This window comes from Bradyrhizobium sp. RP6 (genome assembly GCF_003837805.1).
GTDB lineage: Bacteria > Pseudomonadota > Alphaproteobacteria > Rhizobiales > Xanthobacteraceae > Bradyrhizobium.
In genome coordinates this window covers 56,844-83,082 of sequence record NZ_RQIT01000002.1, presented here as the reverse complement: position 1 = coordinate 83,082, position 26,239 = coordinate 56,844, and the positions used below count along the sequence as shown (strand labels likewise).

Genomic DNA, 26,239 nt, shown 5'->3' with positions numbered 1-26,239 from the left:
ATGGACAAGAACGATGACTGACGTTTCCAGGAATGTTGCTTTCATCGGGATCGGCAAGATGGGTCTGCCGATGTCGGCGCTCGTTATCAAGGCCGGGTATGCCGTGACCGCTTTCGATCAGAGTGCCGCACGGCTCGACGAGGCACGCGCACTCGGCGTTTCGGTTGCCGCTTCGCCGGTCGTCGCCGTGAGCGGCAAGCCGGCGGTCATCACGTCCCTGCCCGACGACGCTGCCCTGCGCGGTGCGCTGCTCGGCCCGACCGGCATCATCGCCGCGATGACGCCAGGTGCTGTCCTCATCGAGACCAGCACCGTAAGCGTCGAGGCCTCGACCGAAGTTGCGGCCGCAGCGCAGGCGCGCGGCATTTCCTATCTCCGTTCGCCGGTCTCCGGCAATGCCAGCATCGTGCACACGGGCGCGCTGACCTGCTTCGTCTCGGGACCGAAGGACGCCTTCGAAAGCGCCATGCCGCTGTTCGGAGCCTTCACCCGTGCTCAGACCTATCTCGGCCCCGCCGAGGAAGCGCGGTACGCAAAACTCTCGGTAAATCTGATGATCGCGGTGTCGGCGGCGATGATGGCGGAGAGCCTGGCGCTGGCGCGCAAGGGCGGCATCGCCTGGCAGGACATCCTGAAGGTGCTCGACGACAGCGCGATTGCCTCGCCGATGGTGAAGTACAAAACCGCGCCGCTGCGGACCCGCGATTTCGAGTCCACCTTCTCCTGCAAGCAGATGGCCAAGGATCTAGACCTCATCCTCGGCGCCGGCCATGCCGTCGGCGTGCCGCTTCAGCTCGCGGCGCAAGTGCGCGAGACCTATGGCGCACTGGTCGCGCAGGGCGACGGCGACACCGACTTTATTGCGACCGTCAGGCATCTCGAGCGGCTGTCCGGCCTCAGCGAACCAAAACTCTGATCGCGGAGATACACATGCGTAACTTCAACGAGAGCACGATCACGGACGCGGTGCTGGAGCGAATCGCGGGCGCGACCGATCCACGCATCAAGCAGGTGAGCGAAGCACTGGTGCGGCACTTGCACGCCTTCGTCCGCGAGGTGCGGCCGACCCAGAAGGAGTGGGAGTACGGCATCGACTTCCTGACCCGCACCGGGCACATGTGCAACGACAAGCGCCAGGAGTTCATTCTGCTGTCGGACACGCTTGGCGTCTCCATGCTGGTCGATGCCATCAACCATCCGGTGCCGGAGGGCGCCACCGAGACCACGGTGCTCGGCCCGTTCTTCGTTCAGGCGGCCCCGGAAAAAGACAGCGGCGCGGATATCTCCGGTCCCATGGAAGGCGATCCCATGCTGGTCACCGGCTCGGTCTCGACCGTGGACGGAAAGCCGCTCGCGGGCGCCATGGTCGACGTCTGGCATTCGGACGATGACGGCTATTACGACGTGCAGCAGCTCGACAAGATCGGCGATCTCGCCATGCGCGCCCGCTTCCATACAGATGCCAACGGCCGCTTCCATTTCTGGTCGATCAAGCCTGCCGCCTACCCCATTCCGCATGACGACCCGGTCGGCGAGATGCTGGAGGTGCAGGCCCGCCATCCCTGGCGCCCGGCCCATGTGCACTTCATGATCTCAGCGCCCGGTTTCGAGCAGCTCGTGACACACGTGTTCGTTGCCGGCGACCAGTATCTCGACAGCGACGTGGTGTTCGGCGTCAAGGACAGCCTGATCCGGGAGTTCGTCCGTCATCCCGCCGGCCGTGCGCCGGATGGTCGCATGGTGGAGCACGAGTATTTTCATCTCAACTACGATTTCGGCCTAAAGCAGGTCGCGAACAACGCGAGAGCCGCTTAGGCTGGGCTGCGGACCAACAAGAGTCCGACAGCAGGGAGCAGACGGGAGCTTAAGGATGGGACCGCGGGTCAGCACGGGCATATTGGCCGAGCGCCTCACCGGCATGATTGGCGCGCGCGCGAGCGTTGCGCGCGGCGTGCTCAATCAGCATGGGCAGAGCGAGTCGCATTATCAGAGCCTGCCGCCCGATATCGTCGTCTTCCCCGAGACCACGCAGGAGGTCGCGGACATCGTCAAGCTCTGCGCCAGCGCGGGCATGCCGATCGTGCCGTTCGGCGCCGGCACATCGCTCGAAGGCAATGCAGCCGCGGTCGCGGGCGGCGTCTGCTTCGACTTCGCGCGGATGAACAAAGTACTGGCCGTGCATGACAGCGACATGGATGCCGTGGTGCAACCCGGTATCACCCGCAAGCAGCTCAATGCGGAGCTGCGCAACACCGGCCTGTTCTTCCCAATCGACCCCGGCGCCGACGCTTCGATCGGCGGCATGACCTCGACGCGCGCCTCCGGCACCATGGCGGTGCGCTACGGCACCATGAAGGACAATGTCATGGCGCTCGAGGTGGTGCTGGCCGACGGCCGCGTGATCCGCACTGCGCGACGCGCGCGCAAATCGGCGGCCGGCTATGATTTGACCCGCATGTTCGTCGGCGCCGAAGGCACACTCGGGATCATCACCGAGATCACGCTGAAGGTACACCCCGTGCCGCAGGCGATCTCGGCCGCGGTGTGCAGCTTCGACACGCTGCACGATGCGGTGGACACCGCGATCTCCGTGATCCAGTCCGCGATCCCCGTGGCCCGCATCGAGCTGCTCGACGACGTCATGATGCGCGGCATCAACACCTACGCCAAGCTCGGCTATCGCGAGGCGCCGACCCTGTTCTTCGAATTCCACGGCTCTGAAAGCTCGGTTGCCGAACAGGCCGAGGCGGCGCAAGCGATCGCGGCCGATCATGGCGGCCACGGCTTTGCCTGGGCAAAGGCTCCAGAGGACCGCAGCCGGCTCTGGCACGCCCGCGACAACACGCTCTATGCCGGCCTCGGCCTGCGACCCGGCGCACGCGCGGTGATCACCGATGTCTGCGTGCCGATCTCCCGCCTGGCGGAATGCCTGACCGAGACGCGGCGCGACGCTGACGAGCACGGCTTTACCGCGCCGATCGTCGGCCATGTCGGCGACGGCAATTTCCACATGCTGATCCTGATTGACCCGGCAAAGCCGGAGGAGGCCGAAGGCGCCAAGGCGCTGCAGGCACGCATGGTCGCCCGCGCCCTCGCCATGGACGGCACCTGCACCGGCGAGCACGGCATCGGGCTCGGCAAGATCGGCTATCTTTCCGACGAGCTCGGCGAAGCCGTCGACGTGATGTGGCAGATCAAGACCGCGCTTGACCCTGATGGACTGATGAATCCCGGAAAGATCTTTGCCAGCGGAGCCAGGATATGAGCGACGCTCTTCCGATCGAGGTCACCTCGCCGACGCCGCTGCTCGAGCTGCGGGGCATCAGCAAGGAGTTCCCGGGCGTCAAGGCGCTGGATGACGTGTCCTTTGCCGTCTACCCGGGCGAAGTCCATATGCTGCTGGGTGAGAACGGCGCCGGCAAGTCGAGCCTGATGAAGGTGCTGTGCGGCGCCTACCGCGCCGACGCCGGCGAATTCTATTACAAGGGCGAGACGGTCGCGATCGATTCCACCGCGGACGCGCAGAAGCTCGGCATTGCCGTGATCTTCCAGGAATTCTCGCTGGTCCCCCATCTCGACATCGCCCAGAACATCTTCCTGGGACGCGAGCCGAAGGGCCGCATCCCCGGTACCATCGACCGCCGCAAGATCCTGGCTGATGCGAGGCGCGTGCTCGGCACGATCGGCTTCGATATCGATCCCTCCACCACCGTCGACAAGCTCGGCGTGGCACAGCAGCAGATGGTCGAGATCGCGAAGGCGATCAGCCAGAACGCCCGCATCCTGGTCATGGACGAGCCGACCGCGGCGCTGTCCGACCGCGAGACCGAACTGCTGTTCGCGCTGATCGCGCGGCTGAAGGCCGACGGCGTGTCGATCGTCTACATCTCGCACCGCATGGCCGAGGTGTTCGCGCTCGGCGATCGCATCACCGTGCTGCGCGACGGCCGCCGCATCGACGGCGTCCGTCCCGCTGACGTCACGCCGGACCAACTCGTGCGCATGATGGTCGGCCGCAACGTCGACATGACCTATCCGCGCCATTTTGCCAACAAGCCCGGCGACCTCCTGCTCGAGGTCAAGGGTCTGACGGCGCCGACCGGCATCTCCGACATCAATATCGAGGTGCGCCGGGGCGAGATCGTCGGGCTGTGCGGCCTGGTCGGCTCCGGTCGCAGCGAGGTCGCGCGCGCCATCTTCGGCGCCGATCCCGTCACGTCAGGCGAGATCATCTTCGACGGCAAGAGCATTTCCGGCGAGCCGGATCTCGCCGCCCGCCGCGGCATCGCGTTGATCCCGGAGAGTCGCAAGAGCGAGGGCCTCGCGCTGCTCCGGTCTGTGAGCGACAATCTCATGGTATCGGCGCTGCGAAAGCTGTTCCCGAGCGGCTTGTTCGATCAGCGCAGCGCGCAGCGCACCGCCGACGGGCTGATCCGGCAGCTCCGCATTGCAACCCCGAGCGCGCGCCAGATCGTCGGCCTGCTCTCGGGCGGCAACCAGCAGAAGGTCGTGATCGGCAAGTGGCTGGCGGCCGGCTCAAAGCTGTTCATTTTCGACGAGCCGACGCGAGGCATCGACATCGGCGCCAAGTCCGAGATCTTTGCGCTGATCGACCGCCTCGTCGCGGACGGCGCGGCGGCCCTGATGATCTCGTCCGAGCAGGTCGAGATCTGCCATGTCTGCGACCGCGCCTATGTGATGCGCGAGGGACGCATCGCCGGGCACCTGACACGCAACGAACTGACCGAGGAGAACATCGTGCGATTGGGGATGCATCATGCGTGAGGCCGCTGTCGTCGCTCAGCCCAATCCGCTGCAACGCATTCCCGGCGTCGCCATGGTCCTGGTGCTGCTGATCGCGCTGTTCAGCGTGATCGCGCCCGGCTTCCTGTCGGTCGCCAATCTCTCCAACGTGCTGGTGCAGTCGACCATCCTGACCATGCTCGCACTGCCGATGACGCTGATCATCATGACAGAGGGGCTGGACCTGTCCATGGGCGCGGTGCTGACTCTGACCTCGCTCTGCGTCGCGATCGTGTCGCTCGCGACCAAGTCGATGCTGCTGGGCCTTGGCGCCGGCCTGCTTGTCGGCACGGCCTTCGGCCTCGCCAATGGCTGGCTGGTCGCGATCGTCGGCATTCCGCCCTTCGTCGCGACGCTGGGCACGCTCGGCATGGCGCAGGGACTGTCGCTGATCGTCAGCGACGGCCAGAGCGTGGTCGGCATTCCCCACAGCGTGCGCGACATCTATTCGGCGACGCTTCTCGGCATCCCCGTTCCGATCGTGATGGCGCTCGTGACCTACGCGGTCTTCCACGTGCTGCTCTATCATACAAGGTTCGGCACCTACATCTTCGCCCTCGGCGGCAACCGCGAGGCGCTGCGCTACGCCGGCCTGTCGCCGAACAAGCTGCTGATCGCGGTCTATGCGATCGGCGGCGCCATGGCCGGCATCGCCGGCCTTTTGATGACCGCGCGGATGAACTCCGGCCACCCCACCGCCGGTCTTGGCCTCGAATTCGATGCCATCGCCGCGGTCGCCGTCGGCGGCACCTCGTTCGAGCGTGGCAATGGCTGGCTACTCGGCACGCTGCTCGGCGTCCTCTCGGTCGGCGTGCTGCGCAACGGGCTGAACCTGATCTCGCTGCCGTCCTCTGTGCAGGTCGCAAGTGTCGGCGTGCTCGTCATCGTTGCCCTGTTCCTCGATGGCCTCAGGAGCCGCGCATGACCGACATCACGAAGGACGCCATCACGCCGCCCCGCTCGTTCCTCTCGCAGGATGCGATCCAGGTGTTTTATCGCCTGCTCGCGGCGCTCCTGATCTGCGCGGTGCTCGCCGTGCTCAGCGATTCGTTCCTGAGCCTAGGCAATATCCTCAACGTGCTCAGGCAGGCGAGCCTGACCTTCTTCATCGCCTCCGGCCTGACGCTGGTGGTGCTGACCGCCGGCCTCGATCTGTCCGTCGGCGCCAATGTCGCGTTGTCCGCCTGTATCGCCGGGACCGTGATCCACACGACCGGTTCGCCAGCGCTCGGCATCCTCACCGGCCTTGCCTGCGGCGGCATCGTCGGCCTGCTCAATGGCATCATGGTCACTGCGCTGCGCATCCCCTCCTTCATCGCCACGTACGGCATGCTCTGGGTGCTGAACGGCCTCACCTACTGGTACATGGCGGGCGAGACCCTGCACGGCTTCCCGGCAGGCTTCCGCCAGATCGGCAGCGGCTATCTGTTCGGCCTGCCGATCCCGGTCTATCTGCTGCTGGTCTTCCTCGGGATCGGGACGCTGTTCGCGCAGCGCACGATCTGGGGCCAGGAGATCTATGCGATCGGCGCCAATCCGGTCGCGGCGCGGCTTTCGGGCATCCCGGTCGCGCGGCGCCTGCTGCTGGTCTATGCCGTCTCCGGCACCATGGCCGGGCTGGCCTCGATCATCTTCCTGTCGCGGCTCAACTCGGCCGAGGCCGACATCGGCGAAAGCCTGACGCTGCCGGCGATCGCGGCCGTGCTGATCGGCGGCACCTCGTTGTTCGGCGGCGTCGGCACCGTGTTCGGGACCTTCATCGGCGCACTGATCCTGACCCTGGTGCTGAATGGCATGAACCTGCTCTCGGTCAGCGCCAACTGGCAGCCGCTCGTCACCGGCGTCATCGTCATTCTCGCGGTCTGGCTCGACATGAAGACCCGCCACCGCGCGCAATGAGCACTTAGAGATCCAACAAGCAAAACGAGGGATGGAGGCAACATGAAACAGAAGCTTGGCTATCTGGCGCTACCGCTGCTGATGGCGGCCGCGTTCACAACGCACGCACGCGCCGACGGCGAGACCATAGCCGTCTTCACCAAGAACCAGACCAATCCGTTCTTCCAGACGGTGCGGGTCGGCGCCGACAACATGGCGAAGACGCTGAACGCGAAGACGCTTCAGTACATTCCGACCAAGCCCGACTCGATCCCCGAGCAGCTCAGCCAAATCGAGGACGTCGTGGTGAAGAAGCCGAGCGCGATCGTCTTCACGCCGGTCGACTACAAGGCGATGGTGCCCGGCGTCGAGAAGATCAACGAGGCCAAGATCCCGGTCGTCAACATTACCGACCGCTCGGCGGGCGGCAAGTTCCTGTCCTTCGTCGGCGCCGACGATTACAGCCTCGGCCTGGAGACCGCGCGCTTCCTGCTCAAGACGCTGGGCGGCAAGGGCAACATCGTCATCATCGAAGGCGTCAAGGGCTCGCTGACCAATGTCGACCGCGTCCGCGGCTTCAACGACGCTCTGAAGGAGGCCCCTGGCGCCAAGCTGCTGGCCTCGCAGCCCGGCAACTACCAGCGGCTCCAGGCGCTTCAGGTCATGGAAAACCTGATGCAATCGAACCCGCAGATCGACGGCGTGCTCGCCGCCAACGACGCCATGGCGGTCGGCGCAATCGAGGCGCTCGACGGCGCCAACCGCAAGGCGCAGGTGATCGGCATCAACGGCACCAAGGAGGCGATCGACGGGATCAAATCCGGCAAGCTGCTGGCGAGCGGAGACTACAACGGCTTTGCGCAAGGCTGCCTCGGCACCATGATGGCGATCCGCTCCTTGCGGGGCCAGCCGGTCATCAGCGAGATCGTGCTGAAGCCGACGGTCATCACCAAGGACAATTACCAGCCGTTCGACGTCCCGCTGGAGCAGCGGACCTGCCCGACCTTCGAGGACGCCGGCAAGCTCAGCGCGAAGTAAACTGACGACCACAACGACCCCGGACGGCCGCGCCTGCGGCCGTCCCAACACCTGAAGCAAGACACGGAGACACCATGCTGTTCGCCATTCACGCTCTCGATCGCGCCGGAGCGCTGCCGACGCGGCTTGCCAATTACGACGCCCACAAGGCCTTCCTGAGCGACACCTCGCGCTTCGGCGTCAAGATCGTGATGTCGGGGCCACTGGTGTCCGACGACGGCCAGACCATGATCGGCAGCCTGTTCCTGATCGAGGCGCCCAGCCGCAAAGAGGTCGAAGCCTTCAACCGCGCAGACCCCTTTGCCGCGGCCGGCATCTGGGACAAGGTCACGATCACCGGCTTCCTGCGCCGGCAGGGTTGACGTCCGCCACAACAAAAGTGCGAAAACAACCCCATGCACAGTAGAGCGGGGCTTGTCTTTTCTTACGAATTTCCGATGAACCGCGCGGCCTCGGATCCGAGGCCAATGCCGACCCAGATCGGCTGCGGATTTTGACTCGTCGGGCAAAACAGGGGCATAATGCCATCATCACCCGACGTCACTCCGTCCAGGCACCCGCTCAAGCGTCGGCGCGAGTGCGCGACGCGGACTGACGTCAGGTGCTTCAGCTGCTCATGGCCGGTGCAGCCTCTTCGAGATGGCAGGCCACCCATTGCTCGGCTCCCGCCGCACGCAGCGCCGGCTCCTCGGTCCGGCAGCGATCGAAGACGAACGGGCAACGGGTGTGGAAGCGGCATCCGCTCGGTGGATTGATCGGACTCGGCACGTCGCCCTTGAGGATGATGGGATTGCGCTGGGCTCCGGGCTCCGGCAGCGGGACCGCCGAGAGCAGCGCTTTGGTATAGGGATGCCTTGGCGCGGCGAAGATCTCCCGGCGCGGCGCCACCTCGACGATCTTGCCGAGATACATGACCGCAACGCGATGGGTCATGTGCTCGACGATCGCGAGATCGTGGCTGATGAACAGCAGCGCGAGGCCGAACTCGCTTTGCAGATCCTGCAGCAGATTGACGATCTGCGCCTTGACTGAAACGTCGAGCGCGGAGACCGCCTCGTCGCACACGATCAGCTCGGGTTCTGCCGCGAGCGCGCGCGCAATGCCGATGCGCTGACGCTGGCCGCCAGAGAATTCGTGCGGCCTGCGATTCAGCGCCTCGCGCGGCAGGCGCACGGTATCCATCAGCGCGGTGACGCGCACCTCGAGGTCTTCCGGCGATTTGGCGAGGCCGAAATTGCGGATCGGCTCGGCCAGGATGTCGCGCACGCGCATGCGCGGATTGAGGCTGGAGAAAGGATCCTGGAACACGACCTGCACGCGCCGGCGCATCTGGCGCATCGTGCGCGGCGCAGCGTCGTCGATCCTCTGGCCGTCGAGGATGACCTGACCCGAGGTGATCTCGAACAACCGCAGGATGGCACGGCCGACCGTCGATTTGCCGCATCCGGACTCCCCGACCAGCGACAGCGTCTCGCCACGCGCGATCTCGAACGACACGCCGTCCACCGCGTAGACGAATTCGGACTTGCGCCCGAACAGGCCGGTCTTGACCGGAAAGTGCTTCTTGAGGTCGTTGACCTGGAGCAGCGGAGGACTCATGCCGCGATGGCTCCTTTGGCGGCGTAATGACAGGCGGCGACGTGGCGGGGGCCCTTCTCCTCCAGCCCCGGCGCGTATTGGCGGCAGAGATCGGTCGCGAGCGCACAGCGGCCGGCGAAGACGCAGCCGGTGATCGGCTTGCGAAGATCCGGCACCTGTCCCGGAATCTCGGCGAGCCGTCTTGCCGTGCCCGTCAGCGAGGAGCCGAGCCGCGGCACCGCGCCAAGCAAACCCTGTGTATAGGGATGACGCGGCGAACGGAACAGCTCGGCCGCCGGCGCCTCCTCGACCTTGCGGCCGGCATACATCACCATGACACGCTCGGCGATCTCGGCGACGACGCCGAGATCGTGGGTGATGAGGATGATCGCGGCACCCACGCGGCGCTTCAGATCGAGCATCAGCTTCAGGATCTGCGCCTGGATCGTGACGTCGAGCGCGGTTGTCGGCTCGTCCGCAATGAGGAGCTTCGGATTGCAGGCAAGCGCGATGGCGATCATGACGCGCTGGCGCATGCCTCCGGAGAGCTGATGCGGATACTCGCGCACGCGGCGCTTCGGCTCGGGAATGCCGACCAGCGTCAGCATCTCGATCGCGTGCGCCTCGGCCGCCTGCTTGTCGAGGCCCTGATGGATCATCAAGGTTTCGCGAATCTGGCGGCCGACGGTCAGGACCGGATTGAGGCTGGTCATCGGCTCCTGGAAGATCATCGAGATGTCGTTGCCGCGGATCGCGCGCATCTCGCGATCGGACAGCTTCAGCAGGTCCCTGCCCGCAAAGCGGATGCTGCCTGCGATCCTGCCCGGCGGCTCCGGGATCAGTCGCATCAAGGACATCGAGGTCACCGACTTGCCGCAGCCGGACTCGCCGACGATGGCGAGCGTCTCGCCCTCGTTGACATGGAAGGACACCCCGTCGACCGCGCGATTGATGCCGCTGGGGGTGCGGAAATGGGTCTGGAGGTTCTCGACTTCGAGCAAAGCCATCGCGATCAGCCTCGATCCATCACAGGCAACATCAAAGGTTTTTGGCCATGCGCGGGTCGAGCGCATCGCGAAGGCCGTCGCCGAGCAAATTCACGGCGAGAACGGTGACCGACAGGAACGCCGCCGGAAAGAACACGATGTAGGGCTTCACCTGCCACAGCGCGCGGCCCTCGGCCATGATATTGCCCCAGGACGGGATGGTCGGCGGCGTTCCGGCACCGATGAAGGACAGGATCGCCTCGGTGATCATGGCGCTGGCGCAGATATAGGTCGCCTGCACCAGCATCGGCGCGACCGTGTTGGGCAGGATATGGCGGAGAATGATCATTGGAGAGCGCGTGCCGCAGGCCACGGCCGCATCCACATAGGGCTGCTCGCGAAGCGACAGCACCACACTGCGGACCAGGCGCGAGACGCGCGGGATTTCGGCAACGGTGATCGCCAGGATGACGTTGCCGACGCTGCCGCGCGTCAGCGCCATCAGCGCGATCGCGAGCAGGATCGGCGGGATCGACATCAGGCCATCCATGAACCGCATCAGGATGCCGTCGGCCCAGCGGATGAATCCGGAGATCATGCCGATGGCAAGACCCGCCGCAGATGCGAAGATCGCGACCGAGAGGCCGACCGTGAGCGAGACGCGCGCGCCAAACAGCACACGGGAATAGATGTCGCGGCCGAGCACGTCGGTGCCGAACCAGAAATCGGCCGACGGCGCCCGTGTGCGCTTGGCGGGTGCGAGCGCGGTCGGATCGACCGTGCCGAGATAAGGCGCGAAGACCGCGATCAGCACGAGCGTCAGCAGCAGCGCGCCGCCGATCGCGACCGTCGGATGGCCGCGCAGGAGGCCGACGAAGCCGCGCCGGATCGCGACCGGCCGCAGGATCTCGGGCAGCTGCGGCGCGACGACGAGGCCGGCCGGCAGCGATTGCGGATTGACGGTGGTATCGGTCAATAGCGGATCCTCGGGTCAACGAGCGTATAGACAACGTCGATCATCAGATTGACGAGGACGTAGACGAAGCTGAACAGCAGCACGATGCCCTGGATCACCGGGTAGTCGCGGCGCAGGATCGCGTCGATCGTGAGGCGGCCGAGGCCGGGGATCGCAAACACGCTCTCGGTCACGACCGCGCCGCCGATCAGGAGCGCGATGCCAATCCCGATCACGGTCACGATCGGTACCGCCGCGTTCTTCAGCGCGTGAATGAACAGGATGCCGCCCTGCCCGAGTCCCTTGGCCTTGGCGGTGCGGATATAGTCCTGCTGCAGCACTTCGAGCATGGCTGCCCGCGTGATGCGTGCGACCAGCGCGATGTAGACGCAGCCGAGCGCCACCGCCGGCAGAATCAGGTTCTCGAGCCATGGCCAGAAGCCGGAGCTGAGCGGCGTATAGCCCTGCACCGGCAGCCATTCCAGCTCCAGCGCGAAGATGTAGGCGAGCATGTAGCCGACCACGAACACGGGCAGCGAGAATCCGAACACGGCAAAGCCCATGATGACGCGGTCGATCAGGCTGCCGGCCTTCCACGCCGCCACCACGCCGAGCGGCACCGCCACCACGATCGTGAGCAGCAGGGTGACGATCATCAGCGACAAGGTCGGCCCGAGACGCTGCCCGATCATCGCCGACACCGGCAGGTTGGTGAAGATCGAGGTGCCGAGATCGCCATGCAGGATGCGCCAGACCCAGCTTCCGAACTGGACCAGGAACGGACGGTTGAGGCCGAGGCTCTGCCGGATGCGCTCCACATCCTCCGGACTCGCCTGGTCGCCCGCGATCACCACGGCCGGATCGCCCGGCGCGATGTAGAGCAGGCTGAACACGAACAGCGCGACGATCGCCATGACTGGCAAGGTCGCGACGACGCGACGGAGGATGTAGGAGAGCATCTGGCCTCAGCGCACGATCATGCAGACTTGGACACGCCCCAGAAGAACGGCAGCGGTCCCTTGGTGATGCCGGAGACGTTCTTGCGCCACGCGGTGTAGCTCAGGAAGAAGCCGGTCGGCGCGTAGACGACGTCGTCGAGCGCCGCCTTGTTGAGGCGGCCGATGGCGGCCTTCTCCTCGTCGAGGTTCTTGGCCTCGAACCAGGACGCCACCTCCTTCTCCGTGCCGGGGCTGTTCGGCCAGCCGAACCAGGCCTTGTCGCCGTTGGCGCGAATGGCGGTGTATGGGGCGGGATTGATGCAGTCCGCACCCGCGTGCCAGGTGTGGAACATGTTCCAGCCACCCTGTCCCGGCGGCGTCTTCTGCGCGCGGCGCGAGCCGACCGTGCCCCAATCGGTGGCGACGAAGTCGACATTCATGCCGAGCTTCTTCAGCAGGTCCGCGGTGACGTCGCCCTGCGCCTTGGTAATCGGCTGGTCCTGTGCCACGAGGCACGTCACCGGCTGGCCGGAATAGCCGCTCTCGGCCAGCAGCTTCTTGGCGGCATCGAAATCGCGCTTGCCCTTCAGGATCTCGCCGCCGGCTTCGCTGTAAAGCGGCGTATCCGGCGTGAAGAAGCCGGGCAACGGCTTCCAGAGTGCCGTGTCGTCGCCGACGATCGCGCGCATGTAGTCTTCCTGGCTGAGCGCCATCAGCACCGCACGCCGCGCCCGCACGTCGTTGAACGGCGCAAAGAGATGGTTCATGCGGAACGAGCCGATATTGCCGAGGGGATCGCCGATATCGACGCCGATGTTCTTGTTCTTCTTCAGGACCGGAACGAGGTCTGCAATCGGGCTCTCCCACCAGTCGACCTCGCCGTTCTGCAACGCCGCGGCTGCCGTGGCGGGGTCCGGCATCACGATCCATTCGACGCGATCGACCAGGATCTGCTTGCCGCCCGCGAGCCAGGATGCCTTTTCCTGCCGCGGCACGTAATCGGTGAACTTCTCGAACACCGCCTTCGCGCCGGGCACCCACTCGCCCTTGGCGAACTTCATCGGCCCAGAGCCGACATAGTCGGTGATCTGCTTGAACGGATCGGTCTGCGCGATGCGCTCCGGCATGATGAAGCCGCACGGCGAGTTGTTCTTGGCCAGCGCGTAGAGCATCTTCGGGAAGGGCTGCTTGAGCACCCATTTGAAGGTGCGGTCGTCGACGGCCGTCAACTCCTGCTGCAGGGCCTTGATCATCAATCCCATCGGATCGCGCGCCGACCAGCGCGTCAGGCTCGCAACGACGTCCTTGCTCAGCACCGGCTCGCCGTCATGGAACTTGAGCCCCGGCCGCAGCTTGAACGTCCAGGTCGTGCCGTCGTCGGTCACCTCCTCGGACTCGACCATCTGGCGCTGCGGCTGCAGCGAGGAATCGATGCCGTAAAGCGTGTCCCAGACCATCGCGGCCGCATTGCGCACGACATATTGCGTACCCCAGATCGGGTCGAAATTGGCGAGATTGGCCTGGGGGACGAAGCGGAGCGTCCGGGCGGATGCGCCTTGTGCGATCGCCGGCGCCGAGAGGCCGGTCAACGCCAGACCGCCCGCGCCGGCCAGTCCCTTCAATACGGTCCTGCGATCCATGAAGTCCTCCAGTAATGCCGTGATGCCGGCCATCGTCTGGCCAAGGGCAAAGTGAAACCGAACCCATTTGCAAGCAAATGGTATGCCACTAAATGCCCCTTCGCCAGCGGGATCTCATCGCCCTTTCTTGGCAGGTCCAGGCTTCAAAGGGCCGCGGCCAGCTTCGGTCCAGTCTCGATATGCGGGATCGCCTCGACCAATTTGCGCGTATAGTCGGTCTTCGGATTGTCGAACAGTGCCCGGCTTTCGCCCTGCTCGACGATGCCGCCATTGCGCAGCACGATGGTGCGGTCGCAGAGCATGCGCACCACGTTGAGATCGTGGCTGACGAACAGCAGCGCGATGTCGTTCTCGCGTCGCAAACGGTCGAGCAGTTGCAGCACCACCGCCTGAACCGAAACGTCGAGCGCAGCGGTCGGCTCGTCCAGCACCAGGAGCCGCGGCCGGCAGGCGATCGCGCGCGCGATGCCGACGCGCGCCTTCTGTCCGCCGGAGAGCTGATGCGGAAACCGAGGCAACAGATCCAGCGGAAGTCCAACCCGTTCCGCGCATTCTTCCACCCGCTTGCGCAGCGCCTCACCCGCACGCATGCCGTCGAGCCGCGTCAAGGGATGCGCAATACAATCGAACGCGGTAAAGCGCGGGTTGAGGCTCTCGTTCGGATCCTGGAACACCATCTGGATGTCTTTGCGCAATGGCGAGCGGTGAAAATCACGCGACGCCACGTGCCCGATCGACTGCCCGTCGAACACGATGTCCCCTTCGCTCGGGTCGATCAGGCGACAGATCATCCGCGAGGTCGTGCTTTTCCCCGATCCGGATTCGCCGACCAGACCGACGCTCTCGCCGCCGGACATCGTCATCGAGAAGTCGGCGACCGCGGCAGAGCCCTGGTCGAAGCGCTTTGCGAGCTTCCGCACTTCCAGGAGCGGCGGCGTGCCGTGTGCGGGCACCGGCCGTGGCTTGCCGAGCACGGCGGTGTAACGCTCTCTCTCTTCCTCCGTCACGAGGTCCTCGATCCGTGACGTCGCCGTCGGCGACGCCGCGACCAGGCGCCTCGTATAGGCGTGCTGCGGCGCACTGAAGAGTGCGCCGGGGCTCGCCTCCTCGACGATGCGTCCGCGCTCCATCACGGCGATGCGGCGGCAATAGCGCGCCGCGAGACCGAGGTCATGCGTGATCAGGATCGTCGCCATGCCTCGCGCGGCGGCAATGTCCGCCAGCAGATCCATCACCACTTTCTGCGTGGTGACGTCGAGCCCGGTCGTCGGCTCGTCGGCGATCAGCAGCGCGGGATTGCAGGAGATCGCAATCGCGATCATCACGCGCTGGCACATGCCCCCGGAGAGCTCGTGCGGATAGGCGTTCATCCGCGCCTCGGGATCGCGGATCTGGACGGCGCGCAGCAAGTCCAGCGCCTCGGCGCGCGCGGCCTCCTTCGAGATGCGCTTGTGCGTGAGGATCGCGTCCGCAATCTGCAATCCGATTGCGCGGATCGGATTGAGCGCCGCCCGCGGGTTCTGGAAGATCATCGACATCGCGGCGCCCTGGAGCTGACGGAGGTCATCGCCCCTGAGCTTGGTCACGTCCTGCCCGCGAAACAGGATCCTGCCGCCGGTGACGCGCCCGGCGGCATCGAGCAGCCGTGTCGTCGCAAAGCCGGTGACCGACTTGCCCGAGCCGCTCTCGCCAACGAGACCGAGCATCTCGCCGGCCTTGACCGTCAGCGTCACGCCGCGCACGGCCTCGACCATTCCGCGCCGCGTCGAGAACGCCACGTGGAGGTTGTCGATCCTGAGCAGGTCCTCGCTCATGTGCGCATCCGGGGATCGAGAATGTCCCGCATCCCGTCGCCGAGAAGGTTGAAGCACAGCACCGCCATCATCAGCGCGAGGCCCGGAAAGGCCACCAGCCACCACCGTCCGGTCGAGATGAAGCGCGCACCTTCGGCGACCATGATGCCCCATTCCGGCGTCGGCGGCTTGACGCCGAGGCCGATGAAGGACAGGCCGGCCGCGTTCAGAATCGCCCAGCCGAGATTGAGCGAGATCTGCACCGCCATCGCCGGAAGGATGTTCGGCAGCAGGAAGCGCAGCACCACGGAAAAATGGCTCTCGCCGCAGGCGCGGGCCGCCTCGACCCAGCCGACATTGCGCCTGACATTGACCTCGGCCCGCGCGAAGCGGATGTAGAAGGGAAGATTGATGATCGCGGTCGCGATCACGATGTTCTCGATCCGGTTGCCGAGCGCAGCCACCATCGCCATCGCCAGCACGAACAGCGGGAACGCCATCATCACGTCGACGAAACGGCCGACGGCGCGATCGAGACGGCCGCCGGCATAGCCGCAGAACGCGCCGACGACGGCCCCGATCACGAAGGAGATCCCGACCGCGGAGACTGCGATGGCGAGGTCGAGCCGCGTGGCGATGATGAGACGGCTGAACACGTCGCGCCCGAGCTGGTCGGTACCGGCAATGTGCGTCGCGCTCGGCGGCTGCAACGCCTTCGAGACGTTCGAGGCTACGGGATCGTAAGGCACGATCCACGGTCCGAAAATCGCGACCAGGACGAAGACGAGGACACCGGTGGCGGCAACCGCGGTGAGCGGATTGCCGCGCAGGATCCAAACCGAATGGCGGAGGGTTGCACTGGTCATTCGATCGACACCCTGGGATCGGCGATGCCGTAGCAGATATCGACCACGAGATTGACCAGCACGAACAGGCTGGCCATCAGCAGCACGAAGCCCTGCACCGGCGCATAGTCGGAGGACAGCAGCGCATCGAGCGCATAGGAGGCGACGCCGGGCCAGGAGAACACCTTCTCCACCAGCACGTTCGCGCCCAGCATGGTCGAGAACACGATGCCGGCGATGGTGATGACGGGAAGGATCGCATTGCGCAGCGCGTAGGTCACGACCACCTTGCGCCAGGACAATCCGACCGAGCGCGCCGTGCGCACGAAATCGCTCCCCAGCGAGACCAGCATCGACGCGCGCGTGATCCGCGCCAGAGGCGCGATCACGAACAGGGCCATGCTCACCGCCGGCAGGATCAATTGCTTGCAGGCCGTCCACCAGCCCTCGAAATCGCCGGCGAGAAGAAAATCGATCAGCAGGAAACCGGTGTGCTGCGGCGGCAATGAGGTGAAGACGTCGATCCGCCCGGTCGGATCAGGCGCCAGCCCGAGCAGATAGTAGAAGACGTAGATCAAGAGCAGGCCCGACACGAAGGTCGGCACGCAGACACCGAGCGCGCAGAACAGCCGCACGCCGTGATCGACGATCGATCCAGGGCGCAAGGCAGCGACCACGCCGAGCGGCACCGCCGCGATCAGCGCGAGCAAGAGTGCGGCGAAGGTCAGCTCCAGCGAGGCCGGCAGCCGCTCGCGCAGATCCTTGAGCACCGGCTGTCCCGTCATCATGGACCGGCCGAGATTGCCGTGGCCGATATCGGAGAGATAGAACACGAGCTGCTCCGGCACCGACTTGTTGAGCCCCATCTGCTTGCGGATCTGCTCGATCTCCTCCTTGCCGGCATTGGGCCCCGAAGCGAAGAACACGGCGGGGTCGCCGGGCAGGACACGCATCAAGAGAAAGGTGAAGACCAGCACGCCGAACAGCGCCGGCAGCGACGACAGAAGTCGCCTGCCCGCCCGCACCATTGTTGCACCAAGACCGGTCATCACCGCTCAGCGTCCCTGTTGGTTGCCGATGTCACTTGCGGCTGACATCGCGATAATCCACCTGGCGATGGAACTCGTAGGTGTAGCCTTCGATCGACGGCGCCATGACGGCGTCCTGGTTCGGCTGCCACAGCATGATCTGCGGCATCAGATCGAAGTGCATCGCGTTGAGCTTGCGGCCTGCCGCCTCATACTTGGCCTTATCCGGCTCGAAGCGGGCTTCCTGCGCGATCGTAGCAAGGTCCGGGTTGTTGATCGAGCTGTAATTCCAGCGCTGATTGCCGGTGTAGAAGTTGCGGTAGAAGTAATCGGTCGACGGCAGCCAGGCGACGATACCTTCGGTGAAGAACGCCAGTTTCTTCTCGTTGATCTGCGTCGACATCTGTGCGTCCGGCAGCTTCTGGATGTCGACCTTGATGCCGATCTTGGCAAGCGACTCCTTGACGAGGGCGGCCATTGGCTCCGCAGTCGAGGACTGGCCGACATTGAAGCTGAACGTGGTCGAGAAGCCTTCCGGAAGGCCTGCGGCCTTCAGATATTCCCTGGCCTTGTCGAGATCCATCTTCACCGGCTGCTGGAACGGATAAATGCCGGTCAGCGGCTTGCCGTCCGGCCAGGTCGCGCCGAACAGCGGCGCGCCGCGGCCGAACAGGGCGGCCTTGAACATGTCGTCATAGGGCAGCGCATAAGCGATGGCGCGGCGCACATTGACATTGTCGAAGGGCGGCATCTGGTTGTTCATCGAGACGTAGGTGATCGCATTGTATTGCGGAGTCGAGACCACCTTGAGCTTGCCCTTGGCCTCCAGCGACTGCACATCGCTGGCCTGCAGATCGACGACGAGATCGGCATCGCCGCGCTCGACCAGATTGGCGCGCGTCGCCGGCTCCGGCACCGACTGCACGATCACGCGCTTGAAGAACGCGGGCTTGTTGGCCGAGCCGCGATTCCAGCTCTCGTCCCGCTTGAGGATCACCTGCTCGCCCGGCTTGAAGGTCTCGACCACATAGGCGCCGCTGCCGGCGGTGTGCTCCTTCAGCCATGCGGTGGCCCAGGGATCATCCGGCGTCGCATGCGCCTTGGCGACCTTCGAGTTGATGATCATGGGATAGACGGTGGCCAGATTCGGCAGCGCGAGCTTGTCGGGCTTGGGGAGCGTCACCTCGATCGTCAGCGGATCGATCACCTTGAACTGGTCGGCCGAGGTCAGCGAGCCCGTCAGCAGCTGCGCCTTGCCGAGGATCGGCGCGGTGACGCAGCGATCGAGCGACCATTTCACGTCCTCGGCCGTGACCGGCGAGCCGTCCTGGAATTTCGCGTCCTTGCGCAGGCGGAAGGTGAGCTTCAGGCCGTCGGGGCTGACGTCGTAGGATTCAGCGAGCTCGCCGGTGATCGTGTCGAGATCGAATACCCATTTGCCATTGAGCTGCTTGCGGCCGAATGCCACCAGCCGGTCATAGGTGCTCATGCTCAGCGCGAAGGATTCGCGCGTCGAGCCCGGGATGTTGGGATCGAGCGTGTTGACCGCCGAGCCGGTGACGTAGCGCAACGTCTCCGCCCGGGTTTGTGCTTGCGACGGCGCAGCGGCGATAAGCAACATCGCAGTGGTAGCGAGGACTGAAGTCGCCGACCTGAAAGACACAAAACGCATTGGTTTTTCCCTGAATTTCGAACGAGAACGCCAGCAAGGCAGGTTCAGAATGAAGCAAGTTGCGCGCCAGTCTCCTGGGCATTTCTGGGGATGCTTCGTCGCGGCGGCGCATGGATGATCATCGCTCCGCCTCCATTGTTCGCGCGGGCCGGGTGACCACCGCCTGCGGCACATCATAGGCGCTGAGCGAGGCCCAGTGCCGGTCGACATCGGCGCGGAACAGGCCGCGTGTCAGGCCGTGGACCAGCTTCGGCACGGCCGTGGTCATCGCATTGATCGACGATCCCGATGGACCGAAACTCATGGTCGAGGCGATGGCGAAGAGGTGGATTTCGGAGATCCACGGTGTCTTGCCCGGCACGCGCTCGATGAAAGCGTAGTCATCGGCGAGATAGGGAAAGCGGCCGAGCCGCTCGCTTCGTTCGCTCTCGGGGGGCTCGTAACGATCGGCCCAGGTCGCGATGTTGCCGGCGAATCCGGCGAGCTCGCCGCGGCCGGCAAAGTCCATGTCGATGCCGGTGCCGCAGATGACAAAACCGGCGGTAATGTCGCCGCGCGGCGTCTGCAATTCGATCCCGCGATCGGTCTTGCGCGCGGCTTCGACCGGCGCGTCCTCGTAGAGCGTGAAATTGGCGTGACGCGCGCAGCGGTCGTAGGTGGCTTGCGGAAATCCCTCGCGCATCTCGAGGACCTTGCGCATGAAGCGCCAGCGCCAGGCATCGTCGAGATCGCTGAGATGACGCAGGAAGCCGCGGAAGGTCAGCCAGCGGTAGGGCTGGATCACCTGGATCTGCGCGCGGCGGCACAGCAGGTGCACCTCAGCGGCTCCTGCCTCCAGCGCGGTTGCCGCATTGTCGAAGGCGGATGCGCCGGCACCGATCACGGCCACGCGCTTGCCGCGCAAACTTTCGAAATCGATATCGTCGGCGACGGTTGCAACCGAGCTCGCCGGCAGATGGCGAAGCGCTTCCGGAATCATCCAGCCGCCCATGCCCTCCTGCCCCGTCGCCAGCACGATCTTGCGCGCATAGAGAGTCTCGATGGTCTCGGCCTGTTTCACGCGTGCGGCGAGCAGACCATCTGCCGATGGCGCGATCTCCAGAAGCTCGCAAGCGTTGCGCACGGGCAAGCCGATCGTGCGCCGTAGCCAGAGCAGGTACTCGGCCCAGTGCGCGCGCGGAATCAGATCGAGCGTCTGCCAGCTCTCCTTCCCGAACCGGGCTTCATGCCAGGACTGGTAGGTAAGGCTCGGGATGTCGAGATCGGGACCGGTGTAGTCCTTCGGGCTGCGCAGCGTCGGCATCCGGGCATAGGTGAGCCAAGGCCCTTCCATCCCCTCCTCGGCCTTGTCCACGAGCAGGATGTTGCTGACGCGTGAGCGCATCAGGCCGAAGCCGATAGCGATGCCGGACTGGCCGGCGCCGACGATGAGCACGTCCAGCGCCGGCTTGCCATCGGGCCCTGTCTTCGGTTCGAGCCACGCGGCGCCGGGATGAGCGATCATCGCGAGATCAGCGCGAATAGCGGCCTCGAGCTCTGTCAGCGCCTCACTCATGCCGCGAGCCAACCTCCGTCGACCACCACCACGGTGCCGGTCGTGAACGAAGACGCATCGCTGGCGAGATGCAACGCGGTCTGCGCGATCTCCTCGGCCTTGCCGAACCGCTTCATGGCGTGACGGTTGCGCGAGGCCTCACGCACCTCGTCCGAATTGGCGTGACGGGCAAAGCTGCGGCGAAGCATCGGCGTATCGATCGCACCCGGCGCAATCGCATTGACGCGGATGCCGTCGGTGGCGAAATCAACGGCCATCGTCCGAGTCAGGCTGACGATCGCGCCCTTTGCGGCGATATAGGCGCTGTTGCCCTTGCCGCCGGCCATCGCGAGCTGCGAGGCCAGTGTGATGATAGAGCCGCTCCTTTGCCGCTGCATATGCGGCACCGCGGCCCGCGCCCACAGCCAGGTGCCCCCAACATTGGCGCGGAACACCGCGTCCCAGTCTTCGAGGCTCGTCGTCAGCACGGTGCCGCCGCAGGAGAAGCCTACTGCCGCCATCAGGATGTCGAGCCGACCGTGCCGCGCGATGACCTCGCCGACAACAGCCTCGGCGAATGCGGCATCGCCGACGTCGCCGACATGCGTCGTTGCTTCGCCCACCAGGCGAAGCGTTTCCTGGAGCCCCTCGGCATCGCGATCGACCAGAGCGAGACGCGCGCCCTGCTCCGCGAACAGCTTTGCGCTGGCGCGACCGATGCCCGAGCCCGCGCCTGTGATGATGGCGGTGCGCCCATTCAGCCGCATGTCAGATCCCTTCCTTGTGCTGCATCCACCAGGCACTCATCGCGGCGGCGGACTCGGCACAACCGAACCGCGCGCGCCAGCCGAATTCGTCGGCCATCCGTGCGACCGAGAGCGGCGCGCGATCGCCCCCATGAAGCTTGATGAAGGTCTTCTCGCCCGGCTCCGCCAGCCGACACTCCAATCCGGGATGCAGCGCCGCAAACGCCTCGCCCCATTGCAGCGCCGACCAGGCCGCGCCGCTGGAGATATTGTAGAGCCGATGGCGCGGCCGCTCGGCCTCGATCAGCACGGCGACGGCTTCCGCGGCGTCCGGCGCGTAGGTCCAATCTTTGAAGCCCGGTCCCGGCATGATCGCCGGCTCGCCGCGGGCGAACGCCGCCAGGATCTGGAATTGGTGGCTGGGCGTATCGCGCACCGCGCCGGCCCGCTCCCATGGGCCAAACACGGCGCTCAGCCGCACATTCAGAAAATCGCCGCCAAAGAGCTCGGCATGGCGCGCGACGGAGCGCTCCGAGGTGAACTTGCTGACGGCGTAGAACGAGACGGGATCGCAGGGCGTCTCCTCGTCGAGCATTTGATAGCGCTGGCCCGCCGCGCCATAGGCCGAGGCCGACGAGAGGTTGACGACGCGGCGAACATTATGGCGAATCGCGGCTTGCAGGATCGGGATCTGCGCCATGACGTTGATCTCGAGAACGCGCGCGGGCGATGCCCGTTCGAGGTCATCGCCCGCGGTGATCGCGGCGCCCAGCACGATCGCGTCGCAGCCCTTTGCGACAAGGGCGTCGATGGCGTCTACATCGCTGATATCGCCCTGCACGGTTTTGAGCCGAGCACCGTAGTCAGCCAGAGACCTCTGCGCAGCCGGGGGTGACGCCGCACGATCACACAGCGTCACCTCGTGCCCGCGCGCGAGCAGCACCTCGGCGAGATTGAGGCCGACAAAGCCGGTGCCGCCGAAGATGACGATCCTCATCGCGCGCGATCCGCCGTCACAGCAGGTTTGCCCCGAAATTCCGTTCCGGATCCATGTCGGCAACGAGCCGGCCGGTCGGCCTGGCCGCCTCGCCGCCGCTGCGCGCGAGGAACTTTCCACTGCCGGCGCTCGCGAGGCACTTGTTGCCCTCGATGATCACCCGACCGCGCGAGAGCACCGACACCGGCCAGCCCTTCAGCTTGCGTCCCGCGAACGGCGTATAGCCGGCGAGGTCGTGCATCATCTCGTCGGCGATCACGGTCTCACGATTGGGATCCCAGATCGCGATATCGGCGTCGGCGCCGACCGCGATCGAGCCCTTGCGCGGATGCAGATTGTAGATCTTTGCCGGCGCGGTCGCGGTGAGCTCGACGAACTTTTCGAGGCCCAGGCGTCCCTTCGACACCATCGCGTCGAACAGCAGCGGCAGCCGCAGCTCAAGTCCGGGCAGGCCGTTGGCGACCTGCTTGAAGTTAGGATTTGGGCCGGCGCGCAGCTTGCCGGTCTCGTCATAGCGATACGGCGCGTGATCCGAGGAGATGGTCTGGAGATCGCCGAGCGAGAGCGCCTGCCACAGCGCCTCCTGGTCGGCATGCGTGCGCGGCGGCGGGCTGCACATCCATTTGGCGCCCTCGGAGCCGGGCTTGTCGAGGTCAGCAGCGGTGAGGAACAGATATTGCGGACAAGTCTCGGCGAACACCTTGAGCCCCTGCCCGCGTGCATCGCGGATCACGTTGGCGCCTTCGGCGGTCGAGACGTGGAAGATCATGATCGGCTGGTCGATCAGCGCCGCCATGCCGATCAGCCGCGTGAAGGCCTCCGCCTCCGACACGCGCGCGTGGCTGACGGCGTGGTATTTCGGCATGGTGTAGCCCCGTGAAAGCAGGCGCTTCACCATCCAGGCGATGATGCCATGATTTTCGGCATGGGCGCACAGCATCGCGCCGGACTGGCGCGCGGCGAGCAGGATGTCCAGCAACGGCTCGTCATCGACCTTGAGCCGGTCGTAAGTCATGAAGATCTTGATCGACGCGTGGCCCTGCTTCACCAGCGCCGGAATGTGCTCCTCGACCGTCTCCCTGGTCGCGTCCGCAATGATCATGTGAAAGGCATAGTCGATCACGGCACCTTTCTTTGCGAGCGCGTGATAGTCCTCCACCACCTGCGGCAGCTTCATCCCGACATGCTGGGCGGCAAACGGAATCACCGTGGTGGTGCCGCCAAAAGCGGCAGAGACGGTCGCGCTCTCGAACGTGTCGGCATTCATGATGCCCGCGGCGGACAATTGCTCGATATGCGCGTGGCTGTCGACGCCGCCGGGCAGCACCAGCTTGCCGCGCGCGTCGATCTCGCGCCTGGCAGCCGGAAGGCCCTTCCCGATGGCCGCGATCGTCTCGCCGGAAATCGCGACGTCGGCCTCGAACACGTCGGTGGTGGTGGCGACGCGGCCACCGCGGATGATTAGGTCGTAAACGGGTTCAGTCATGAGGCGCTCCGTGATAGGCTTGAGGCACGACATCGCAATTTCGCAGGAAGACCATCATGTCCCGGCCGCGCATTCTCGTCATCAATCCCAACTCCAACCACAAGGTCACGCAAGGGCTGGAGGACACGCTGAAGCCGCTCGACTTCGAGGGCGGGCCGGAAGTGGTCTGCCAGACGCTGGCCGAGGGTCCGTTCGGCATCGAAAGCCAGGCGGACGCCGATGGCGTTGCGATCCCATTGCGAAAGCTGGTCGAAAGCGACAACAGCTCGGCGGCCTTCGTCATCGCCTGCTACAGCGATCCCGGGCTTCAGGTCTGCCGTGAAGGCACCGACCGCCCAGTGTTCGGCATCGCCGAGTGCGGCGTGCTGACGGCGCTTTCCCGCGCGGAGACCTTTGGCGTCATCGCGATCGCCCAGCGCTCGATCCCGCGGCACATGCGCTACCTCAGGCAGATGGGTCTGACCGACCGCTTTTCCGGCGAGCGGCCGCTGAACATGAGCGTGGCCGAAACCGCTTCGGGCGAAGGCACGCTTGCCAAGATGATCGAGGTCGGCCGCGCGCTGCGCGACGAGGACGGTGCCCGCGCCATCGTGATGGGCTGCGCCGGCATGGCGCGCCACCGCCGTGCTCTGGAAGACGCGCTGCGCATTCCCGTGATCGACCCGACACAGGCGGCCGTCACCATGGCGCTGGGTACGGTGCAGTTCTCGGCTCACTAGGCGTCCTTCAGCTCTCTGGCGTCCTGCCGCGCGAGCCATTGCGCATGGCTCTCGCGGACAAGCTCAAACGTGTCCCGCTGCGTGGTGTAGAGATTGCCGAACATGCGGCCGATCGGCCGGTAGGCGTCGAGATCGACATACATGTTGGTCTCGTCGACGAGACCCTCGCGGGCATGCACCCTGAGCACCTCGCCAACCAGTAGCTCGCGATCAGGTGAGAAGGTCAGCACCACATGGCGCCGGCATTCCAGCGCGAACGGCGCTGCGGCGAGGCGCGGCACCCTCACATCGATCGATGGAAGCGTGGCAAGCCCGGTCGCTGCGACCTCGCTGTCGCCGGAGGGGAAATCGACCGCGCAGTCGTTCATCGCCACGGACAGCGCTTCATCCACCATGTGCACGACGAACTCGCCGTCGCGATGGATGTTGCGGGTCGTGTCCTTCGGGCTGTGATCCGGCTTGTGCTGGAGCCCGAGCACGACCAGAGCGGGGCTTTCCGAGAAGACGTTGAAGAAACTGAACGGCGCGGCATTGACGGCTCCGTTCTCGTCCAGCGTCGTCACCAGCGCGATCGGCCGCGGCACCACAACGCCGCAGAGCAGCTTGTAGCGGTCACGCGGATCCAGCTCGCGCAGGGAAATGCCCTTGTCAGCCATCGGCGTCACGACTCCGGCGGCGGCACCGCGCCGGTCTGGCTGGTGATCAGGCCGTAATGCTCGATGCGGCGATGCCGGGCGAAATCGAAGATCGTGGTCTTGCCGAAGGTCGTGGCATCAAGGTCACAGGCATGGACCAGGACCTCGTCGTCGTCCGTCCTGGCTTCTGCAACGATCTCGCCATTGGGATCGACGATCAGGCTGCCGCCGAACAGCGGGTGGCCGTCCTCGACGCCGGCCTTGGCCACCGCCACGACCCAGGTCGCGTTCTGGTAGGCGCCGGCCTGCACCGAGAGACGGTTGTGGAACAGGCGCTTCTCGACGCCCTCCTCGCTCTTCTCCGCGTTCACCGACGGCGTGTTGTAGCCGATCAGCACCATTTCGACGCCTTGCAAGCCCATGACGCGATAGGTCTCGGGCCAGCGGCGGTCGTTGCAGATCGCCATGCCGATGATGCCGCCGAGCTCGCGCCAGACCTTGAAGCCGAGATCGCCCGGCTCGAAATAGCGCTTCTCCAGATGCTGGTGCGAGCGCTTGGTGTCGTAGTCCACATGGCCCGGAAGATGGACCTTGCGATATTTGCCGACGATCTTGCCGGACCTGTCGGTGAGAATTGCTGTGTTGAAGTGATGACCGTCGGGCGTCAGCTCGGCATAACCGAAATTCATCGCCATTCCGTGCTGCGCCGCGCGCTCGAACAGCGGCTTCGTCGCCGCGTTCGGCATCTCCCGCTCGAACCAGACGTCGAACTCGGCCCGGTCCTCGGCATACCAGCGCGGGAAGAACGTCGTCAGCGCCAATTCGGGATAGACGATCAGGTCGGCGCCGTTGCTCTTGGCCTCGTCCATCAGCGCGATCATGCGCTTGACCACGGCCTGGCGGCTGTCGGCTTTCTGGATCGGGCCCATCTGGGCGGCGGCGACATTGACGATGCGCATCAGCGACTT

Annotated in this window: 24 protein-coding genes; 9 read left to right on the top strand and 15 right to left on the bottom strand. The window is 65.4% G+C overall.

The annotated features are described in order from the left end of the window. Positions 1 to 13 precede the first annotated feature (13 nt). The 8 genes from EHH60_RS05250 (at position 14) to EHH60_RS05215 (ending at position 8,081) form a co-directional block, all read left to right on the top strand. Positions 14 to 916, top strand: a complete 903-nt coding sequence (locus EHH60_RS05250) for an NAD(P)-dependent oxidoreductase (protein ID WP_124158423.1) — start codon at positions 14 to 16, stop codon at positions 914 to 916. Between the two features lie 14 nt (positions 917 to 930). Further along, complete coding sequence (locus tag EHH60_RS05245; RefSeq protein WP_124158422.1) at positions 931 to 1,815, top strand: intradiol ring-cleavage dioxygenase; 885 nt, start codon at positions 931 to 933, stop codon at positions 1,813 to 1,815. Positions 1,816 to 1,870: 55 nt separating this feature from the next. Further along, on the top strand, positions 1,871 to 3,265 hold the full coding sequence (locus EHH60_RS05240; RefSeq protein ID WP_124158421.1) for an FAD-linked oxidase C-terminal domain-containing protein: 1,395 nt from the start codon (positions 1,871 to 1,873) through the stop codon (positions 3,263 to 3,265). After that, complete coding sequence (locus EHH60_RS05235; RefSeq protein WP_124158420.1) at positions 3,262 to 4,785, top strand: sugar ABC transporter ATP-binding protein; 1,524 nt, start codon at positions 3,262 to 3,264, stop codon at positions 4,783 to 4,785. The genes EHH60_RS05240 and EHH60_RS05235 overlap by 4 nt, the downstream gene beginning before the upstream one ends. Next, positions 4,778 to 5,728 (top strand): ABC transporter permease, encoded by a 951-nt coding sequence (locus EHH60_RS05230; protein WP_124158419.1) that lies wholly within the window; start codon positions 4,778 to 4,780, stop codon positions 5,726 to 5,728. The genes EHH60_RS05235 and EHH60_RS05230 overlap by 8 nt, the downstream gene beginning before the upstream one ends. After that, positions 5,725 to 6,702 (top strand): ABC transporter permease, encoded by a 978-nt coding sequence (locus tag EHH60_RS05225; RefSeq protein ID WP_124158418.1) that lies wholly within the window; start codon positions 5,725 to 5,727, stop codon positions 6,700 to 6,702. The genes EHH60_RS05230 and EHH60_RS05225 overlap by 4 nt, the downstream gene beginning before the upstream one ends. A 42-nt stretch (positions 6,703 to 6,744) precedes the next feature. Further along, complete coding sequence (locus EHH60_RS05220) at positions 6,745 to 7,719, top strand: sugar ABC transporter substrate-binding protein (protein WP_124158417.1); 975 nt, start codon at positions 6,745 to 6,747, stop codon at positions 7,717 to 7,719. Between the two features lie 74 nt (positions 7,720 to 7,793). Then, entirely contained in the window at positions 7,794 to 8,081 is a 288-nt protein-coding gene (locus tag EHH60_RS05215) for a YciI family protein (RefSeq protein WP_124158416.1), read from the top strand. A gap of 244 nt (positions 8,082 to 8,325) precedes the next feature. On the opposite strand, the gene EHH60_RS05210 is transcribed toward EHH60_RS05215, so the two are convergent. From EHH60_RS05210 to hydA, 13 genes are all read right to left on the bottom strand, one after another. Next, a complete protein-coding gene (locus EHH60_RS05210; protein WP_124158415.1) occupies positions 8,326 to 9,318 on the bottom strand; it encodes an ABC transporter ATP-binding protein in 993 nt (330 codons plus the stop codon). After that, positions 9,315 to 10,304, bottom strand: a complete 990-nt coding sequence (locus tag EHH60_RS05205; RefSeq protein ID WP_199751313.1) for an ABC transporter ATP-binding protein — start codon at positions 10,302 to 10,304, stop codon at positions 9,315 to 9,317. The genes EHH60_RS05210 and EHH60_RS05205 overlap by 4 nt, the downstream gene beginning before the upstream one ends. A 31-nt stretch (positions 10,305 to 10,335) precedes the next feature. Further along, positions 10,336 to 11,259 carry an ABC transporter permease gene (locus EHH60_RS05200; protein ID WP_124158413.1) on the bottom strand — a complete coding sequence of 308 codons (924 nt, stop codon included), beginning with the start codon at positions 11,257 to 11,259 and terminating at the stop codon, positions 10,336 to 10,338. Next, positions 11,256 to 12,197, bottom strand: a complete 942-nt coding sequence (locus tag EHH60_RS05195; RefSeq protein WP_124158412.1) for an ABC transporter permease — start codon at positions 12,195 to 12,197, stop codon at positions 11,256 to 11,258. Before EHH60_RS05195 ends, EHH60_RS05200 begins: the two co-directional genes overlap by 4 nt. Positions 12,198 to 12,214: 17 nt before the next feature. Then, on the bottom strand, positions 12,215 to 13,816 hold the full coding sequence (locus tag EHH60_RS05190; RefSeq protein ID WP_124158411.1) for an ABC transporter substrate-binding protein: 1,602 nt from the start codon (positions 13,814 to 13,816) through the stop codon (positions 12,215 to 12,217). A 143-nt stretch (positions 13,817 to 13,959) separates the two neighbouring features. After that, positions 13,960 to 15,630, bottom strand: coding sequence for a nickel ABC transporter ATP-binding protein NikE (nikE, locus tag EHH60_RS05185; protein WP_124158410.1), 1,671 nt, complete (start codon positions 15,628 to 15,630; stop codon positions 13,960 to 13,962). Next, positions 15,627 to 16,475, bottom strand: coding sequence for an ABC transporter permease (locus tag EHH60_RS05180; protein ID WP_124158409.1), 849 nt, complete (start codon positions 16,473 to 16,475; stop codon positions 15,627 to 15,629). The genes nikE and EHH60_RS05180 overlap by 4 nt, the downstream gene beginning before the upstream one ends. Further along, a complete protein-coding gene (locus tag EHH60_RS05175; protein WP_124158408.1) occupies positions 16,472 to 17,506 on the bottom strand; it encodes an ABC transporter permease in 1,035 nt (344 codons plus the stop codon). Before EHH60_RS05175 ends, EHH60_RS05180 begins: the two co-directional genes overlap by 4 nt. A gap of 28 nt (positions 17,507 to 17,534) precedes the next feature. Then, a complete protein-coding gene (locus EHH60_RS05170) occupies positions 17,535 to 19,154 on the bottom strand; it encodes an ABC transporter substrate-binding protein (RefSeq protein ID WP_124158407.1) in 1,620 nt (539 codons plus the stop codon). 118 nt (positions 19,155 to 19,272) lie between these two features. Then, positions 19,273 to 20,709 (bottom strand): NAD(P)-binding domain-containing protein, encoded by a 1,437-nt coding sequence (locus tag EHH60_RS05165; protein WP_124158406.1) that lies wholly within the window; start codon positions 20,707 to 20,709, stop codon positions 19,273 to 19,275. Beyond that, positions 20,706 to 21,455 carry an SDR family oxidoreductase gene (locus EHH60_RS05160; protein ID WP_124158405.1) on the bottom strand — a complete coding sequence of 250 codons (750 nt, stop codon included), beginning with the start codon at positions 21,453 to 21,455 and terminating at the stop codon, positions 20,706 to 20,708. The genes EHH60_RS05165 and EHH60_RS05160 overlap by 4 nt, the downstream gene beginning before the upstream one ends. A 1-nt stretch (position 21,456) precedes the next feature. Further along, the gene (locus EHH60_RS05155; RefSeq protein ID WP_124158404.1) at positions 21,457 to 22,431 is read right to left on the bottom strand and encodes an NAD-dependent epimerase/dehydratase family protein; all 975 of its coding nucleotides are present in this window, start codon (positions 22,429 to 22,431) and stop codon (positions 21,457 to 21,459) included. Positions 22,432 to 22,447: 16 nt separating this feature from the next. Then, positions 22,448 to 23,917 carry a dihydropyrimidinase gene (gene hydA, locus EHH60_RS05150; RefSeq protein WP_124158403.1) on the bottom strand — a complete coding sequence of 490 codons (1,470 nt, stop codon included), beginning with the start codon at positions 23,915 to 23,917 and terminating at the stop codon, positions 22,448 to 22,450. A gap of 56 nt (positions 23,918 to 23,973) precedes the next feature. Here hydA and EHH60_RS05145 point away from each other — a divergent pair, with 56 nt between their 5' ends. Further along, the gene (locus EHH60_RS05145) at positions 23,974 to 24,636 is read left to right on the top strand and encodes an aspartate/glutamate racemase family protein (RefSeq protein ID WP_124158402.1); all 663 of its coding nucleotides are present in this window, start codon (positions 23,974 to 23,976) and stop codon (positions 24,634 to 24,636) included. On the opposite strand, the gene EHH60_RS05140 is transcribed toward EHH60_RS05145, so the two are convergent. Together EHH60_RS05140 and EHH60_RS05135 are read right to left on the bottom strand one after the other, a co-directional pair. Beyond that, positions 24,633 to 25,292: a flavin reductase family protein gene (locus EHH60_RS05140; protein WP_199751312.1), complete on the bottom strand. Its 660-nt coding sequence runs from the start codon at positions 25,290 to 25,292 to the stop codon at positions 24,633 to 24,635. The two genes, EHH60_RS05145 and EHH60_RS05140, sit on opposite strands and share 4 nt — an antisense overlap. 5 nt (positions 25,293 to 25,297) lie before the next feature. Further along, complete coding sequence (locus EHH60_RS05135) at positions 25,298 to 26,230, bottom strand: N-carbamoyl-D-amino-acid hydrolase (protein WP_124158400.1); 933 nt, start codon at positions 26,228 to 26,230, stop codon at positions 25,298 to 25,300. Between the last annotated feature and the right edge of the window lie 9 nt (positions 26,231 to 26,239).

Excerpts from the sequence above, each read along its gene's own strand:
- EHH60_RS05215 (WP_124158416.1), top strand. The coding sequence starts at position 7,794 with ATGCTGTTCGCCATTCACGCTCTCGATCGCGCCGGAGCGCTGCCGACG.
- EHH60_RS05220 (WP_124158417.1), top strand. The coding sequence starts at position 6,745 with ATGAAACAGAAGCTTGGCTATCTGGCGCTACCGCTGCTGATGGCGGCC.
- EHH60_RS05190 (WP_124158411.1), bottom strand. The coding sequence starts at position 13,816 with ATGGATCGCAGGACCGTATTGAAGGGACTGGCCGGCGCGGGCGGTCTG.
- EHH60_RS05155 (WP_124158404.1), bottom strand. The coding sequence starts at position 22,431 with ATGAGGATCGTCATCTTCGGCGGCACCGGCTTTGTCGGCCTCAATCTC.
- EHH60_RS05140 (WP_199751312.1), bottom strand. The coding sequence starts at position 25,292 with ATGGCTGACAAGGGCATTTCCCTGCGCGAGCTGGATCCGCGTGACCGC.
- EHH60_RS05160 (WP_124158405.1), bottom strand. The coding sequence starts at position 21,455 with ATGCGGCTGAATGGGCGCACCGCCATCATCACAGGCGCGGGCTCGGGC.
- EHH60_RS05195 (WP_124158412.1), bottom strand. The coding sequence starts at position 12,197 with ATGCTCTCCTACATCCTCCGTCGCGTCGTCGCGACCTTGCCAGTCATG.
- EHH60_RS05235 (WP_124158420.1), top strand. The coding sequence starts at position 3,262 with ATGAGCGACGCTCTTCCGATCGAGGTCACCTCGCCGACGCCGCTGCTC.
- hydA (WP_124158403.1), bottom strand. The coding sequence starts at position 23,917 with ATGACTGAACCCGTTTACGACCTAATCATCCGCGGTGGCCGCGTCGCC.
- nikE (WP_124158410.1), bottom strand. The coding sequence starts at position 15,630 with ATGAGCGAGGACCTGCTCAGGATCGACAACCTCCACGTGGCGTTCTCG.
- EHH60_RS05165 (WP_124158406.1), bottom strand. The coding sequence starts at position 20,709 with ATGAGTGAGGCGCTGACAGAGCTCGAGGCCGCTATTCGCGCTGATCTC.
- EHH60_RS05240 (WP_124158421.1), top strand. The coding sequence starts at position 1,871 with ATGGGACCGCGGGTCAGCACGGGCATATTGGCCGAGCGCCTCACCGGC.
- EHH60_RS05250 (WP_124158423.1), top strand. The coding sequence starts at position 14 with ATGACTGACGTTTCCAGGAATGTTGCTTTCATCGGGATCGGCAAGATG.
- EHH60_RS05225 (WP_124158418.1), top strand. The coding sequence starts at position 5,725 with ATGACCGACATCACGAAGGACGCCATCACGCCGCCCCGCTCGTTCCTC.
- EHH60_RS05135 (WP_124158400.1), bottom strand. The coding sequence starts at position 26,230 with ATGCGCATCGTCAATGTCGCCGCCGCCCAGATGGGCCCGATCCAGAAA.
- EHH60_RS05170 (WP_124158407.1), bottom strand. The coding sequence starts at position 19,154 with ATGCGTTTTGTGTCTTTCAGGTCGGCGACTTCAGTCCTCGCTACCACT.
- EHH60_RS05210 (WP_124158415.1), bottom strand. The coding sequence starts at position 9,318 with ATGAGTCCTCCGCTGCTCCAGGTCAACGACCTCAAGAAGCACTTTCCG.
- EHH60_RS05245 (WP_124158422.1), top strand. The coding sequence starts at position 931 with ATGCGTAACTTCAACGAGAGCACGATCACGGACGCGGTGCTGGAGCGA.
- EHH60_RS05145 (WP_124158402.1), top strand. The coding sequence starts at position 23,974 with ATGTCCCGGCCGCGCATTCTCGTCATCAATCCCAACTCCAACCACAAG.
- EHH60_RS05205 (WP_199751313.1), bottom strand. The coding sequence starts at position 10,304 with ATGGCTTTGCTCGAAGTCGAGAACCTCCAGACCCATTTCCGCACCCCC.
- EHH60_RS05180 (WP_124158409.1), bottom strand. The coding sequence starts at position 16,475 with ATGACCAGTGCAACCCTCCGCCATTCGGTTTGGATCCTGCGCGGCAAT.
- EHH60_RS05230 (WP_124158419.1), top strand. The coding sequence starts at position 4,778 with ATGCGTGAGGCCGCTGTCGTCGCTCAGCCCAATCCGCTGCAACGCATT.